The organism is Pseudomonas sp. SMN11 (genome assembly GCF_052041945.1).
Taxonomy (GTDB): Bacteria; Pseudomonadota; Gammaproteobacteria; order Pseudomonadales; family Pseudomonadaceae; genus Aquipseudomonas.
The window spans coordinates 49501-62669 of record NZ_JBKGGW010000019.1 but is presented as its reverse complement, the minus strand read 5'-3'; the positions used below and the strand labels follow the sequence as shown (position 1 = coordinate 62669).

The following is a 13169-nucleotide window of genomic DNA, read 5'->3' as shown; positions in this document are numbered from 1 at the left end:
GGAAACTCATTAACTTTCGTATTTGACAATCATTATCATTCTGAATAGTTTGTCGCACGTCGTAGGAAGCTTCCCAAAATGGGGTGCTCCCTTCCCCCTTCGAGACAAGGTGATTTCCATGGCGGAACAACTATCCACAAGTAAGTGCGATTCACCATTACTCCAGGCGTTCGTCGACAACCGCAGCATTTTGGTCAAGATCGCAGCACGCATCACCGGCTGCCGCTCGCGCGCCGAGGATGTGGTACAGGATGCCTTCTTCCGGCTCAGCGCCGCCCCGCAGATCACCTCGTCGTTCAAGGCACAGCTCAGCTACCTGTTCCAGATCGTGCGTAACCTGGCCATCGACCATTACCGCAAGCAGGCGATGGAGTTGAAGTATTCAGGCAGCGAAGAGGAAGGCCTGAACGTGGTCATCCCGAACGCTTCGCCCGAGGCCACGCACATCAACCTCGCTGCGCTCGAGCACATCGCCGAGGCGCTCAACGAACTGCCCCAGCGCACCCGCTATGCCTTCGAGATGTACCGCCTGCACGGCGTGCCGCAGAAGGACATCGCCAAGGAACTGGGCGTGTCACCGACCCTGGTCAACTTCATGATTCGCGATGCCCTGGTGCATTGCCGCAAGACCGCCAACCGGCAGGCCTGACAGAACAGCGTCGCCTTCTTCGCGGGCACGCCCGCTCCCACAGGGACCGCGCAAAAATCTGAGATCTGCGCCGAACCTGTGAGAGCGGGCGTGCCCGCGAAGAAAGCGACGCGGATTCAGGCCAGCTTACAGCAATCGAAAAACCGCTCCCGCCCGAGGATCATCAGCGCCGCGCGCTTGTGCGGGAAATCGAATTCCTTCTCGCAATGAAAGCACTGGTCGTGCATGTAGCCGATCATCTTGCCGTTGTCAGCACGGGGCTCAGCTACCACGCGCTGGGTGCGCGGGTCATCCAGGAACAGGTAGTGCACCAGTGCCGACAGCCAGCTGGCGACCTTGTGCGGGCCACGGTGCGTTTCCTCCCCCACCAGCATGTGGATACCACGGTCGTAATCATCGGCCGGGTAGAACGGCGCGATGCGATCCTCCTTGGCCCAGTACGCTTCGAAGTAGGCAAACGGCTGGTCATCGAAACAGCCGATCAGGGTCAGGGTATGCGGGTCGGCCTCAAGCTTGGTCAGGTACTCGCGATGTTGCTCCAGCGAGCCCGCCTCCTGCCAGAACTTCTCCACCCGCGGGTTGTTCTGCCAGCGGTTGAAACGCTCGAGGTCCTGGTCGACTTCCAGGGTGCGCAACGACACCCAGGCACCCAACCGTGCATCGAAGCGGCGATACACCTCGCCACGCGGCTTGGGTGCCCGGCGCGGGTGGCGCTTGCCGTTGCTGAACTGCATCTGCTGCGGGTAGACACTGCCGCTCGAACTGCCCAACCACGGCTGCGGCAACTGCCAGAACAACGCGCGCTCGCACAGGTAGACGCCGGCGACTTCGCCGGCCAACAACAAACCGCTGGCCAAAGCTTCCGGCACACTGGAAGGCAGATGCACCGCCAGGCGCTGGCGAGACAGATCGCGGGACAGCAGCCAATAACAGGCAGCCCATAACGCCTGCTGCGGGCGCTCCGAGCACAGGCTTTGGACATGCACCTGCAGCGTATCGCCCGGCTCCAGACACACCTGGATCAGTGGCCGCCCTTCAAGGGTCAGGCTCAATCGACGGTCACCCTCCTCGGCATCGAGGCTGCGCCAGCGGGGTAAAGACAGGGGCTGCGAAGCGGCATCGAACGGCATGGTCTTGGCTCACGAAAGAATGAAAGAAAGGCTCACTTCTGATGACGTGCCCATACCCGGGGAATTTAGTCGTTCGGCGCGGCGACGGTGATCCGGTAGGGCTGGAAGATGCGCGTCAGTTCGCCCGTGTCGCGCAGGTAGCGCAGCAGCTCGGCGAACTTTTGATCGGTGATCGGGGCACCGGGACGCAGCAAGGCATAGTGGTGGTAGACCTGATCGATACGCTGTGAGGCGATCAGCTGGTTGAGGCTGTCGGGGTTGCGGGCCAGGAAGTCGCTCAGGTACGAGCGCGTAACCAGGGCAATGTCGGCACGGCCAGCCTGAACCATGAGCAGGTTGCTGTCATGGGAATAGGTGAGCGTCGCGTTGTAGGCCTTGCGCAGGTAGTTAGGGTCAGGGTTGAAGTTGGCGAAGGCGTAGTGATAGCCGTTGAACAGCGCCAGGCGCTTGCCACCGAGGCTGTCGAAATAATGCTGGTCACGGCCGTTGAGCTTCCTGGCGACGAACACTTCGGCATCTTCCAGGCCCATGTCCACCGTCTGGTGCGGAATCTGCTGCCAGCCCCATTCGGGGTTCTCGAAGATCGCCATGTCGGTGCGGCCTTGCTGGAAATCACCAAAGCGCCGCTGAATGGAGGTGGGCACCAGGACGAAGCGGTAGTCGTGCTGCAAACGGTTCAGCGCCTCGACCAGCTGGGGCAGCAAACCAGTGTCGGCCCCCTGCTCCGGGCGCACGGTATAAGGCGGGAAATGCGCGGCGCCGATCTTCACGTCGATGGCGTCGGCAGCCCACGCCGGCACCGCCAGCCAGGCCGCAGCCAGCATCATCAGGGTGGAGATTACCTTCAGGCCGGGCGCTGGAGTCAAAGCGGACGCTCATCACGGTTCATACCTGGATGCGCTTAAGCTAGGCGTTTTCCCGGCATGGCACAACTGCTGGTTATGCCAAAGTGAGGGCATATTGCCAGGGGATGCCGTGTGGCCAGACATTGGCTACGCTGCTTTGGCATGTATGGCGAGGGAGCCTGGTATGGGCCACTGGTTGGTGATCGACCTGGAAGCCACCACCGATGACGGTGGCTGGCCGGTCACGGAGATGGAAATCATTGAAATTGGCGCCAGCCTGGTAACCCGCGAAGGCCGTGAAGTGGACCACTTCCAGCGCTTCGTGCGGCCCCGGCGGCGGCCGCAGCTGACACCGTTCTGCCGCGAGCTGACGCACATCAGCCAGGCCAGCGTCGACAGCGCTGCGGCCTTCCCCGAAGTGTGGGCGCGTTTCGAACGCTGGCTGGGGCACCACCGCGGGCAGTTGCAGGCCTGGGTCAGCTGGGGCGACTACGACCGCCAGCAGCTGTTGCAGGAATGGCGCCAGCATGAGGTCGACAGCCTGCTGCGCGAGCTGCCGCACATCAACCTCAAGCAACGCTTCGCCAAGGCTCGCCACCTGCAGCGCCCGACCGGGCTCAATGGCGCGCTGCAGCTGGCGGGCATGCACTTCTGCGGGCAGCAGCACCGGGCCCTGGAGGATGCGCGCAACACCGCACGCCTGCTGCCCTTGAGCCTGCCCGCGAACGGCACTTGAAAGCAGATGACGGGGCGAATGGGCTTGGGCATACTGGCCAGCCCTTTTTCACCCTCATTCTTTCAGGAGTCGCCCATGTTCCAGGTCAACGAGTACTTCAACGGCACCGTCAAGTCGATCGCCTTTGCTGGCGCAGAAGGCCCTGCCACCGTGGGCGTGATGGCCCCGGGCGAATACGAGTTCGGCACCGCCAAGCGCGAGATCATGCACGTCGTGTCCGGCGCCCTGACCGTGAAACTGCCGGGGAGCGACAACTGGGAAACCTTCAACGCTGGCGACAAGTTCAACGTGCCGGCCGACAGCAAGTTCCAGCTGCAGGTGAAGGTAGATACCGCCTACCTGTGCGAGTACCGCGACTAAGCATATTCCTGCGCTAGCCTCTTCGCGGGCTTGCCCGCTCCCACAGGAGATCGCATACCTCTGTAGGAGCGGGCATGCCCGCGAAGAATCCAGCATCAACCTTTCAGGAAAGCCGCTACTTTTTCAGCTGCAGCCTGCAAGTGCTGCCCATGGCTGAACCCCGAAGCCTTCAGCGGCTTCAGGTCATGGTCCCCCGCCACCAGCCAGCTCACCTCGATCGCCGGTGACAGCGCATACCCTTCCACTGCCTCCCGATTGCCCAGCGCATCGCGCTCGCCCTGCACGATCAACGTGCGCGTCTTCAGCTCGGCCAGGCGCTCGACCCGGGGCTTCTCCGGTTTGCCCACCGCATAGAATGGATACCCCAGGCACACCAGCGCATCTGCCCCCAGTTCATCGGCCAGCAGACTGGCCATGCGTCCGCCCATAGACTTGCCGCCAATGGCCAGCCTGCCCGTGACCAAAGGTCGCACCTGCCGGTAAACCTCGCGCCAGCATTCCAGCAGCACCTTCTGCGGATTGGGCGGCCGTTTGCCGCCGCCGTTGCGCCGCTCGGCCATGTAGGGGAACTCGAAGCGAACCACCCCGACCCCAAGCGCCGCCAGCCTTTGCGCCATCTCAATCATGAACTCGCTGTCCATCGGCGCACCTGCGCCATGGGCCAGGATCAGGCACGCGGACGCACGCCCTTCCCCCCCATTTTGCGGAGGATCGCAGAGCAAGCCTGGGACATTTCCGACTTGCGCCCATTGATCCCCGTCAATACCGGCACTTTGCCCATCTCTCATTCTTGCCTCGCTGTAAAGCCTGCCAAAATAACCGTGGATGGGAACCCATACATGAACACAACCAGCAGTACCGCCTATAACTACAAGGTGGTCCGCCAATTCGCCATCATGACGGTGGTGTGGGGAATCGTCGGGATGGGGCTCGGCGTCTTCATCGCCGCCCAGCTCGCCTGGCCTTCCCTCAACTTCGACCTCCCCTGGACCAGCTTCGGCCGCCTGCGACCCCTGCATACCAATGCGGTGATCTTTGCCTTCGGCGGCTGCGCCTTGTTCGCCACCTCCTATTATTCGGTGCAACGCACCTGCCAGACCACCCTGTTTGCACCAGGCCTGGCCGCGTTCACCTTCTGGGGCTGGCAACTGGTGATCCTGCTGGCGGCCATCACCCTGCCGCTGGGCTACACCAGCTCCAAGGAATACGCCGAACTGGAATGGCCGATCGACATCCTGATCACCATCGTCTGGGTCTGCTACGCCATCGTGTTCTTCGGCACGCTGATGAAACGCAACACCAAGCACATCTACGTGGGCAACTGGTTCTTCGGCGCCTTCATCCTCACAGTGGCACTGCTGCACATCGTCAACAACCTGGAGCTGCCGGTCAGCCTGACCAAATCGTACTCGGTCTACGCCGGCGCCACCGACGCCATGGTGCAATGGTGGTACGGCCACAACGCGGTAGGTTTCTTCCTCACCGCCGGCTTCCTCGGGATGATGTACTACTACGTGCCCAAGCAGGCCGAACGCCCGGTGTATTCCTATCGCCTGTCGATCGTCCACTTCTGGGCGCTGATCACCCTGTACATCTGGGCCGGCCCGCACCATCTGCACTACACCGCCCTGCCGGACTGGGCGCAGTCGCTGGGCATGGTGATGTCGCTGATCCTGCTGGCACCGAGCTGGGGCGGCATGATCAACGGCATGATGACCCTGTCGGGCGCCTGGCACAAACTGCGCAGCGACCCGATCCTGCGCTTCCTGGTGGTGTCGCTGGCGTTCTACGGCATGTCCACCTTTGAAGGCCCGATGATGGCCATCAAGACGGTCAACGCCCTGTCCCACTACACCGACTGGACCATCGGCCACGTGCACGCCGGCGCCCTCGGCTGGGTGGCGATGATCTCGATCGGCGCGCTGTACCACACCATCCCGAAAGTGTTCGGCAAGCAGCAGATGCACAGCCTCGGCCTGATCAACGCGCACTTCTGGCTGGCGACCATCGGCACCGTGCTGTACATCGCCTCGATGTGGGTCAACGGCATCGCCCAGGGCTTGATGTGGCGCGCAGTCAACAGCGACGGCACGCTCACCTACTCGTTCGTGGAAACCCTGGTGGCCAGCCACCCAGGCTTCATTGTGCGCTTCGTCGGCGGCGCGATCTTCCTCAGTGGCATGTTCCTGATGGCCTGGAACACTTGGCGCACCGTGCGTTCGCCGGCGCTCGACGCCGCCCCTGCGAACGCCCAGCTGGCTTGAGGAGACCTGCCTGATGAAACATGAAGTCATTGAGAAAAACGTAGGCCTCTTGGCCCTGCTGATGGTGTTTGCCGTGAGCATCGGCGGCCTGACCCAGATCGTCCCGCTGTTCTTCCAGGACGTCACCAACAAGCCGGTCGAAGGCATGAAGCCCTACACCGCGCTGCAACTGGAAGGCCGCGATATCTACATCCGCGAAGGCTGCGTCGGCTGCCACTCGCAGATGATCCGCCCGTTCCGCGCCGAAACCGAACGCTACGGCCACTACTCGGTCGCCGGCGAAAGCGTCTGGGACCACCCGTTCCTGTGGGGCTCCAAGCGCACCGGGCCGGACCTGGCCCGCATCGGCGGCCGCTACTCGGACGACTGGCACCGCGCGCACCTGTACAACCCGCGCAACGTGGTACCGGAATCGAAGATGCCATCCTACCCGTGGCTAGTCGCTGAAAAGGTCGACAACAGCCACACCGACACCAAGATGCGCACCCTGCGCACCCTGGGCGTGCCGTACACCGCCGAGGACATTGCCGGCGCCCGTGACGCCGTCAAGGGCAAGACCGAGATGGACGCCCTGGTCGCCTACCTGCAGGTGCTCGGCACCGCGATCAAGAACAAGAGGTAACCACCATGGAAATGGACATCGGCATGATCCGTGGCCTGGGAACCCTGGTAGTGATGATCGCCTTCATCGGCCTCTCACTGTGGGTGTTCAACCGTCGCCGCGACCATGATTTCGCCGAAGCGCGCCTGCTGCCCTTCGTCGACGACCGCCTGCCCCCTGCCGGGCAGGAACCTGCTGCCATGACTGCGGCTGTGAGGAGCAAAGCGCAATGACCACCTTCTGGAGTACCTACATCAGCGTACTGACCATCGGCAGCCTGATCGGCCTGGCCTGGCTGTTGCTGTCGACCCGCAAGGGCCAGAGCAACAACACCACCGACCAGACCATGGGGCACAGTTTCGATGGCATCGAAGAGTACGACAACCCGCTGCCCAAGTGGTGGTTCTGGCTGTTCGTCGGCACCCTGGTGTTCGGTGCCGGTTACCTGGTGCTGTATCCAGGCCTGGGCAACTGGAAAGGCATCCTGCCGGGCTACGAGAATGGCTGGACCGGTGCCAACGAGTGGCAGAAGGAGATGGAAAAGGCCGACGCCAAGTTTGGCCCGATCTTCGCCAAGTACGCCGCCATGCCCGTCGAGGAAGTGGCCAAGGACCCACAGGCGCTGAAAATGGGCAGCCGCCTGTTCGCCTCCAACTGCTCGGTGTGCCACGGCTCGGATGCCAAGGGCGCCTATGGCTTCCCCAACCTGACCGACAAGGACTGGCGCTGGGGCGGCGAGCCGGAAACCATCAAGGCCTCGATCATGAATGGCCGCCACGGCGTTATGCCGGCGTGGGTCGAGGTGATCGGCGACCAGGGCGTGGCAGATGTCGCCGCGTTCGTGCTGACCAACCTCGACGGCCGTAGCCTGCCTGAAGGGGTCAAGGCCGACCCGGTCAAGGGCAAGCAACTCTTCGCCAGCAATTGCGTAGCCTGTCATGGGCCTGAAGGCAAAGGCACCCCGGCCATGGGCGCGCCGAACCTGACCCACCCGCAGGCGTTCATCTATGGTTCTAGCTTCGCCCAGTTGCAGCAGACCATTCGCTACGGCCGCCAGGGGCAGATGCCGGCCCAGGCGGAAATCCAGGGCAATGACAAGGTGCACCTGCTGGCAGCCTATGTGTACAGCCTGTCGCAGGACGTTGAACAGCTGACCGCCCAGTAACACCCGGGGCCGCTTTGCGGCCCTTTCGCGACACAAGGCCGCTCCTACAAGGGACCGCGATCGCCTGTAGCAGCGGCCTTAAGTCGCGAAAGGCTGCACAGCAGCCCCCTCTCCCCGCTACACCCCTCCCTTGCACCCCCTCCGAACAGAACTAAGCTTGTTGCCACAGTGGGCTTCGCTCCGAAAAGACCGATGCAGACGCGGCGCACAGCCTGATGCCGCCCCAGAAAAAGCTTGACCGATCGATCAGAAAAAGATGAAAAACGGTACACATTACAAATATTTATTTGTGTACAATCGTCCCTACCCTATCGCCGTGGGACACCGGCGAAAGGGCCCGGACACGGGTCGGCGCAAGGATCCTTGCGTTGCCATAACCCAAGTGGTTATCGATACTGGCGCCGATTTTTCGACCAACAAGAACACCAAAACCGTGGAACCTTAGAATGAGCACAGCAATCAGTCCGACTGCTTATAACTATAAGGTCGTCCGCCAGTTCGCCATCATGACGGTGGTCTGGGGGATCCTTGGCATGGGCCTGGGCGTCTTCATCGCCTCGCAGCTGGTGTGGCCGCAACTGAACCTGGACCTGCCCTGGACCAGCTTCGGCCGCCTGCGCCCGCTGCACACCAACCTGGTCATCTTCGCCTTCGGTGGCTGTGCGCTGTTCGGCACCAGCTACTACGTGGTGCAACGGACCTGCCAGACCCGGCTGATCTCCGACAGCATGGCCGCCTTCACCTTCTGGGGTTGGCAGGCAGTGATCGTCGGCGCACTGATCACCCTGCCGATGGGCTTCACCACCACCAAGGAATACGCCGAGCTCGAGTGGCCGCTGGCGATCCTCCTGGCCATCGTCTGGGTCACCTATGGGCTGGTGTTCTTCGGCACCATCGTCAAGCGCAAGACCAAGCACATCTATGTCGGCAACTGGTTCTACGGCGCCTTCATCGTGGTCACCGCGATGCTGCACATCGTCAACCACATCTCGCTGCCGGTGAGCCTGTTCAAGTCGTACTCGGCCTACGCCGGCGCCACCGACGCGATGATCCAATGGTGGTACGGCCACAACGCGGTGGGCTTCTTCCTCACCACCGGCTTCCTGGGGATGATGTACTACTTCGTGCCCAAGCAGGCTGAACGGCCGATCTACTCCTATCGCCTGTCGATCGTGCACTTCTGGGCACTGATCACCCTGTACATCTGGGCAGGTCCCCACCACCTGCACTACACCGCCCTGCCGGACTGGGCGCAATCGCTGGGCATGGTGATGTCGATCATCCTCCTGGCACCGAGCTGGGGCGGCATGATCAACGGCATGATGACCCTCTCGGGCGCCTGGCACAAACTGCGCACCGACCCGATCCTGCGCTTCCTGGTGGTGTCGCTGGCGTTCTACGGCATGTCCACCTTCGAAGGCCCGATGATGGCCATCAAGACCGTGAACTCGCTGTCGCACTACACAGACTGGACCATCGGCCACGTGCACGCCGGCGCCCTCGGCTGGGTGGCGATGATCTCGATCGGCGCGGTCTACCACATGATCCCGAAACTCTACGGCCGCGAGCAGATGCACAGCGTCGGCCTGATCAACGCGCACTTCTGGCTGGCGACCATCGGTACCGTGCTGTACATCGCCTCGATGTGGGTCAACGGCATCACCCAGGGCCTGATGTGGCGCGCCATCAACGATGACGGCACGCTCACCTACTCCTTCGTCGAAGCCCTTCAGGCCAGCCACCCTGGCTATATCGTCCGCGCCCTGGGCGGTGCGTTCTTCGCCACCGGCATGCTGCTGATGGCCTACAACGTGTTCCGTACCGTACGTGCCGCCAACCCGGTACAGGCCGAGGAAGCCGCCAAGATCGTCGTCGTGGGAGCGCACTGATGAAGCATGAAGCCGTCGAGAAGAACATAGGCCTGCTGGCCTTCTTCATGGTCATCGCCGTGAGCGTCGGTGGCCTGACCCAGATCGTCCCGCTGTTTTTCCAGGACGTCACCAACAAGCCGGTCGAAGGCATGAAGCCGCGCACCGCACTGGAAGTCGAAGGCCGCGACATTTACATCCGTGAGGGCTGCGTTGGCTGCCACTCGCAGATGATCCGCCCGTTCCGCGCCGAAACCGAACGCTACGGCCACTATTCAGTCGCTGGCGAAAGCGTCTGGGACCACCCGTTCCTGTGGGGTTCCAAGCGCACCGGCCCGGACCTGGCCCGCGTCGGTGGCCGTTACTCCGATGACTGGCACCGCGCGCACCTGTACAACCCGCGCAACGTGGTACCGGAGTCGAAAATGCCGGCCTACCCGTGGCTGGTCGAGAACAAGCTCGACGGCAAGGACACCGCGAAGAAGCTGGAAGTGCTGCGCACCTTGGGCACACCGTACAGCGACGCCGACATCGCCGGCGCCCGCGACGCGGTCAAGGGCAAGACCGAAATGGACGCACTGGTCGCGTACCTGCAGGGTCTTGGCACCATCATCAAAAGCAAACGGTGACGCTGATGGATATCGGGATGATTCGCGGCCTGGGCACCGTCGTGGTGATGGTGGCCTTCGTGGGCCTGGCGCTGTGGGTGTTCAACCCACGGCGCAAGAAGGACTTCGACGAAGCGACCCAACTGCCCTTCGCGGATGATCCCGGGGCCAGCAAGCAAGTCGAGCAAGCAAAAGCTTCTGGGAGCAAACAACAATGACAACCTTCTGGAGTCTGTACGTTACCGTCCTGACCCTGGGCACCATCTTCTCGCTGACCTGGCTGCTGCTGTCGACCCGCAAGGGCCAGCGCGAAGAGGTCACCGACGAAACCGTCGGGCATGCCTTCGATGGCATCGAGGAATACGACAACCCGCTGCCAAAGTGGTGGTTCTGGCTGTTCGTCGGCACCATCATCTTCGCCCTCGGTTACCTGGTGCTGTACCCCGGCCTGGGCAACTGGAAAGGCATCCTCCCGGGCTATTCGTACCTGGATACCGACAAGCAGACCGAGTTTTCCAACGGCCAGCCGGGCTGGACCGGCGTGCACGAGTGGGAAAAGGAAATGGCCAAAGCCAACGCACGCTTCGGGCCGATCTTCGCCAAGTTCGCGGCGATGCCGATCGAAGAGGTCGCCAAGGATCCGCAAGCACTGAAGATGGGCGCCCGGCTGTTCGCCTCGAACTGCTCGGTGTGCCACGGTTCCGACGCCAAAGGTGCCTACGGCTTCCCCAACCTGACCGACCAGGACTGGCGCTGGGGCGGCGAGCCGGAAACCATCAAGACCACCATCATGGGCGGCCGCCACGGGGTGATGCCGGCCTGGGGTGAAGTGCTGGGCGAACAGGGCGTGGCCGATGTCGCCGCGTTCGTCACCAGCAAGCTCGATGGCCGCACGTTGCCAGAAGGCGCCAAGGCCGATGCCGAGAACGGCCAGAAGCTGTTCGCCGCCAACTGCGTGGCCTGCCACGGGCCTGAAGGCAAGGGTACTCCAGCCATGGGCGCGCCAAACCTGACCCACCCGCAGGCGTTCATCTACGGCTCGAGCTTTGCCCAGCTGCAGCAGACCATTCGCTATGGTCGCCAGGGGCAGATGCCGGCGCAGGAACAGCTGCAGGGTAACGACAAGGTGCACTTGCTGGCGGCTTATGTGTACAGCCTGTCGCACCAGCCGGAAGCGGCCCAACAGGCCGAGTAACGCAGGCCTGGCCTCTTCGCGGGTAAACCCGCCCCCACAGGTACTGCACAAGTCTCAGGTTCTGTGCGCCCCCTGTGGGAGCGGGTTTACCCGCGAAGAGGCCATTACAGGCAGTGCATTTCTCGCCGGTAAATGACCTGGATCAATTGACACCTGCCATAACACGTTTCACACCACCAACCCAACGCGACTAAAGGTCGCAGCGCGATCCCATATCGCCACCAGCGGCGTATCATTGATCGCAGCGCGCTAGCAGAAAGCGCGAGACTGCGGCCGGCACGCACTGGCCGCGGCGTTTCTCCACTGCCGTGGGACTTGATGATGAGCAAGCAAATTCCGGTACATGACGTCACCCCGCCTGCCAACAAAGGGAAGGATTCCGTCGACCTCTACGCCTCTCGCGAGAAGATCTACACCCGCGCCTTCACCGGCATCTTCCGCAGGCTGCGGATGGTCGGCGGTGCCGTGCTGTTCCTGCTCTACTTCGGCACCGTGTGGCTGAACTGGGGCGGCCACCAGGCCGTGTGGTGGAACCTGCCGGAGCGCAAGTTCTACATCTTCGGCGCCACCATCTGGCCCCAGGACTTCATCCTGCTGTCGGGCATCCTTATCGTCGCCGCCTTCGGCCTGTTCTTCATCACTGTGTTCGCCGGCCGCGTATGGTGCGGCTACACCTGCCCGCAAAGCGTGTGGACATGGATCTTCATGTGGTGCGAAAAAGTCACCGAGGGTGACCGCAACCAGCGCATGAAACTGGACCGCTCGCCCATGAGCGGCAACAAGTTCCTGCGCAAGTTCGCCAAGCACAGCTTGTGGCTGCTGATCGGCTTCGTCACCGGCATGACCTTCGTCGGCTACTTCTCGCCGATCCGCGAACTGCTTACCGAATTCTTCACAGGCGAAGCCGATGGCTGGGCCTACTTCTGGGTCGGTTTCTTCACCCTGGCCACCTACGGCAACGCCGGCTGGCTGCGCGAGCAGGTTTGCGTGTACATGTGCCCCTACGCGCGCTTCCAGAGCGTGATGTTCGACAAGGACACCCTGATCGTCTCCTACGACCCGCGCCGCGGCGAAACCCGCGGCCCGCGCAAGAAGGACATCGACTACAAGGCCAAGGGCCTGGGCGACTGCATCGACTGCACCATGTGCGTGCAGGTCTGCCCCACCGGCATCGACATCCGCGACGGCCTGCAGATCGAGTGCATCGGCTGCGCGGCATGCATCGACGCCTGCGACAGCATCATGGACAAGATGAACTACCCCAAGGGGCTGATCAGCTACACCACCGAGCACAACCTCTCGGGGCAGAAGACCCACATGCTGCGCCCGCGCCTGATCGGCTATGCCGTGGTGCTGCTGGTGATGATCATCGCTCTGGGCACCGCCTTCGCCACCCGCTCGCTGGTGGGCTTCGACGTCAGCAAGGACCGCGTGCTGTATCGCGAGAACGCCCAGGGCCGGATCGAGAACGTGTACAGCCTCAAGGTCATGAACAAAGACCAACGCGACCACGTCTACGTGCTCGACGCCGCCGGCCTGCCCGACCTGCGCCTGGAAGGCCAGCGCGAAATCCGCGTGGCCGCCGGCGATATCGTCAGCCTGCCGGTGCAGCTGTCGATCGCGCCTGAGAAGTTGCCTTCGACCACCAACGAAATCACCTTCATCCTCAAGAGCGCCGACGACAGCGCCGCGAAGGTTGAAGCCAAGAGCCGCTTCATCGGCCCACAGATCCGCTGACAGAGAGAACC

Annotated in this window: 15 protein-coding genes; 12 read left to right on the top strand and 3 right to left on the bottom strand. The window is 62.6% G+C overall.

Translation table 11 applies throughout. The annotated features are described in order from the left end of the window. Positions 1-118: 118 nt before the first annotated feature. Positions 119-649 carry an RNA polymerase factor sigma-70 gene (locus ACLEJU_RS16905; RefSeq protein ID WP_079229034.1) on the top strand — a complete coding sequence of 177 codons (531 nt, stop codon included), beginning with the start codon at positions 119-121 and terminating at the stop codon, positions 647-649. Positions 650-765: 116 nt separating this feature from the next. On the opposite strand, the gene ACLEJU_RS16900 is transcribed toward ACLEJU_RS16905, so the two are convergent. After that, positions 766-1779: a GNAT family N-acetyltransferase gene (locus ACLEJU_RS16900; protein WP_435423621.1), complete on the bottom strand. Its 1014-nt coding sequence runs from the start codon at positions 1777-1779 to the stop codon at positions 766-768. Positions 1780-1844: 65 nt separating this feature from the next. Next, on the bottom strand, positions 1845-2645 hold the full coding sequence (locus ACLEJU_RS16895; protein ID WP_435423622.1) for a substrate-binding periplasmic protein: 801 nt from the start codon (positions 2643-2645) through the stop codon (positions 1845-1847). A gap of 163 nt (positions 2646-2808) precedes the next feature. On the opposite strand from ACLEJU_RS16895, the gene ACLEJU_RS16890 reads away from it, so the two are divergent. Next, complete coding sequence (locus tag ACLEJU_RS16890) at positions 2809-3360, top strand: exonuclease domain-containing protein (RefSeq protein ID WP_110636765.1); 552 nt, start codon at positions 2809-2811, stop codon at positions 3358-3360. Positions 3361-3435: 75 nt separating this feature from the next. After that, entirely contained in the window at positions 3436-3720 is a 285-nt protein-coding gene (locus tag ACLEJU_RS16885; RefSeq protein ID WP_110636762.1) for a pyrimidine/purine nucleoside phosphorylase, read from the top strand. A 95-nt stretch (positions 3721-3815) separates the two neighbouring features. On the opposite strand, the gene ACLEJU_RS16880 is transcribed toward ACLEJU_RS16885, so the two are convergent. Next, positions 3816-4508 (bottom strand): alpha/beta family hydrolase, encoded by a 693-nt coding sequence (locus ACLEJU_RS16880; protein WP_435423623.1) that lies wholly within the window; start codon positions 4506-4508, stop codon positions 3816-3818. 51 nt (positions 4509-4559) lie between these two features. Between ACLEJU_RS16880 and ccoN (ACLEJU_RS16875) the strand changes: the two genes are divergently transcribed. The 9 genes from ccoN (ACLEJU_RS16875) (at position 4560) to ccoG (ending at position 13158) form a co-directional block, all read left to right on the top strand. Continuing rightward, on the top strand, positions 4560-5984 hold the full coding sequence (ccoN, locus tag ACLEJU_RS16875; RefSeq protein WP_261943296.1) for a cytochrome-c oxidase, cbb3-type subunit I: 1425 nt from the start codon (positions 4560-4562) through the stop codon (positions 5982-5984). 13 nt (positions 5985-5997) lie between these two features. Continuing rightward, the gene (gene ccoO / locus ACLEJU_RS16870) at positions 5998-6606 is read left to right on the top strand and encodes a cytochrome-c oxidase, cbb3-type subunit II (RefSeq protein ID WP_435423624.1); all 609 of its coding nucleotides are present in this window, start codon (positions 5998-6000) and stop codon (positions 6604-6606) included. A gap of 5 nt (positions 6607-6611) precedes the next feature. Further along, complete coding sequence (locus ACLEJU_RS16865) at positions 6612-6818, top strand: cbb3-type cytochrome oxidase subunit 3 (RefSeq protein ID WP_054884102.1); 207 nt, start codon at positions 6612-6614, stop codon at positions 6816-6818. Continuing rightward, positions 6815-7750, top strand: coding sequence for a cytochrome-c oxidase, cbb3-type subunit III (ccoP, locus tag ACLEJU_RS16860; protein ID WP_435423625.1), 936 nt, complete (start codon positions 6815-6817; stop codon positions 7748-7750). Before ACLEJU_RS16865 ends, ccoP (ACLEJU_RS16860) begins: the two co-directional genes overlap by 4 nt. 446 nt (positions 7751-8196) lie before the next feature. Continuing rightward, positions 8197-9639 carry a cytochrome-c oxidase, cbb3-type subunit I gene (gene ccoN / locus ACLEJU_RS16855; RefSeq protein ID WP_159411429.1) on the top strand — a complete coding sequence of 481 codons (1443 nt, stop codon included), beginning with the start codon at positions 8197-8199 and terminating at the stop codon, positions 9637-9639. After that, complete coding sequence (gene ccoO, locus ACLEJU_RS16850) at positions 9639-10247, top strand: cytochrome-c oxidase, cbb3-type subunit II (protein ID WP_054884105.1); 609 nt, start codon at positions 9639-9641, stop codon at positions 10245-10247. The genes ccoN (ACLEJU_RS16855) and ccoO (ACLEJU_RS16850) overlap by 1 nt, the downstream gene beginning before the upstream one ends. A gap of 5 nt (positions 10248-10252) precedes the next feature. After that, complete coding sequence (locus ACLEJU_RS16845; protein WP_435423626.1) at positions 10253-10444, top strand: cbb3-type cytochrome oxidase subunit 3; 192 nt, start codon at positions 10253-10255, stop codon at positions 10442-10444. Next, a complete protein-coding gene (gene ccoP / locus ACLEJU_RS16840) occupies positions 10441-11421 on the top strand; it encodes a cytochrome-c oxidase, cbb3-type subunit III (protein WP_422763259.1) in 981 nt (326 codons plus the stop codon). Before ACLEJU_RS16845 ends, ccoP (ACLEJU_RS16840) begins: the two co-directional genes overlap by 4 nt. Before the next feature lie 321 nt (positions 11422-11742). Beyond that, complete coding sequence (gene ccoG / locus ACLEJU_RS16835) at positions 11743-13158, top strand: cytochrome c oxidase accessory protein CcoG (protein ID WP_294337453.1); 1416 nt, start codon at positions 11743-11745, stop codon at positions 13156-13158. Positions 13159-13169 lie beyond the last annotated feature (11 nt).

Excerpts from the sequence above, each read along its gene's own strand:
- ccoP (WP_435423625.1), top strand. The coding sequence starts at position 6,815 with ATGACCACCTTCTGGAGTACCTACATCAGCGTACTGACCATCGGCAGC.
- ACLEJU_RS16865 (WP_054884102.1), top strand. The coding sequence starts at position 6,612 with ATGGAAATGGACATCGGCATGATCCGTGGCCTGGGAACCCTGGTAGTG.
- ACLEJU_RS16845 (WP_435423626.1), top strand. The coding sequence starts at position 10,253 with ATGGATATCGGGATGATTCGCGGCCTGGGCACCGTCGTGGTGATGGTG.
- ccoN (WP_261943296.1), top strand. The coding sequence starts at position 4,560 with ATGAACACAACCAGCAGTACCGCCTATAACTACAAGGTGGTCCGCCAA.
- ccoG (WP_294337453.1), top strand. The coding sequence starts at position 11,743 with ATGAGCAAGCAAATTCCGGTACATGACGTCACCCCGCCTGCCAACAAA.
- ccoO (WP_435423624.1), top strand. The coding sequence starts at position 5,998 with ATGAAACATGAAGTCATTGAGAAAAACGTAGGCCTCTTGGCCCTGCTG.
- ACLEJU_RS16905 (WP_079229034.1), top strand. The coding sequence starts at position 119 with ATGGCGGAACAACTATCCACAAGTAAGTGCGATTCACCATTACTCCAG.
- ccoO (WP_054884105.1), top strand. The coding sequence starts at position 9,639 with ATGAAGCATGAAGCCGTCGAGAAGAACATAGGCCTGCTGGCCTTCTTC.
- ACLEJU_RS16885 (WP_110636762.1), top strand. The coding sequence starts at position 3,436 with ATGTTCCAGGTCAACGAGTACTTCAACGGCACCGTCAAGTCGATCGCC.
- ccoN (WP_159411429.1), top strand. The coding sequence starts at position 8,197 with ATGAGCACAGCAATCAGTCCGACTGCTTATAACTATAAGGTCGTCCGC.
- ACLEJU_RS16890 (WP_110636765.1), top strand. The coding sequence starts at position 2,809 with ATGGGCCACTGGTTGGTGATCGACCTGGAAGCCACCACCGATGACGGT.
- ACLEJU_RS16900 (WP_435423621.1), bottom strand. The coding sequence starts at position 1,779 with ATGCCGTTCGATGCCGCTTCGCAGCCCCTGTCTTTACCCCGCTGGCGC.
- ACLEJU_RS16880 (WP_435423623.1), bottom strand. The coding sequence starts at position 4,508 with ATGAGAGATGGGCAAAGTGCCGGTATTGACGGGGATCAATGGGCGCAA.
- ccoP (WP_422763259.1), top strand. The coding sequence starts at position 10,441 with ATGACAACCTTCTGGAGTCTGTACGTTACCGTCCTGACCCTGGGCACC.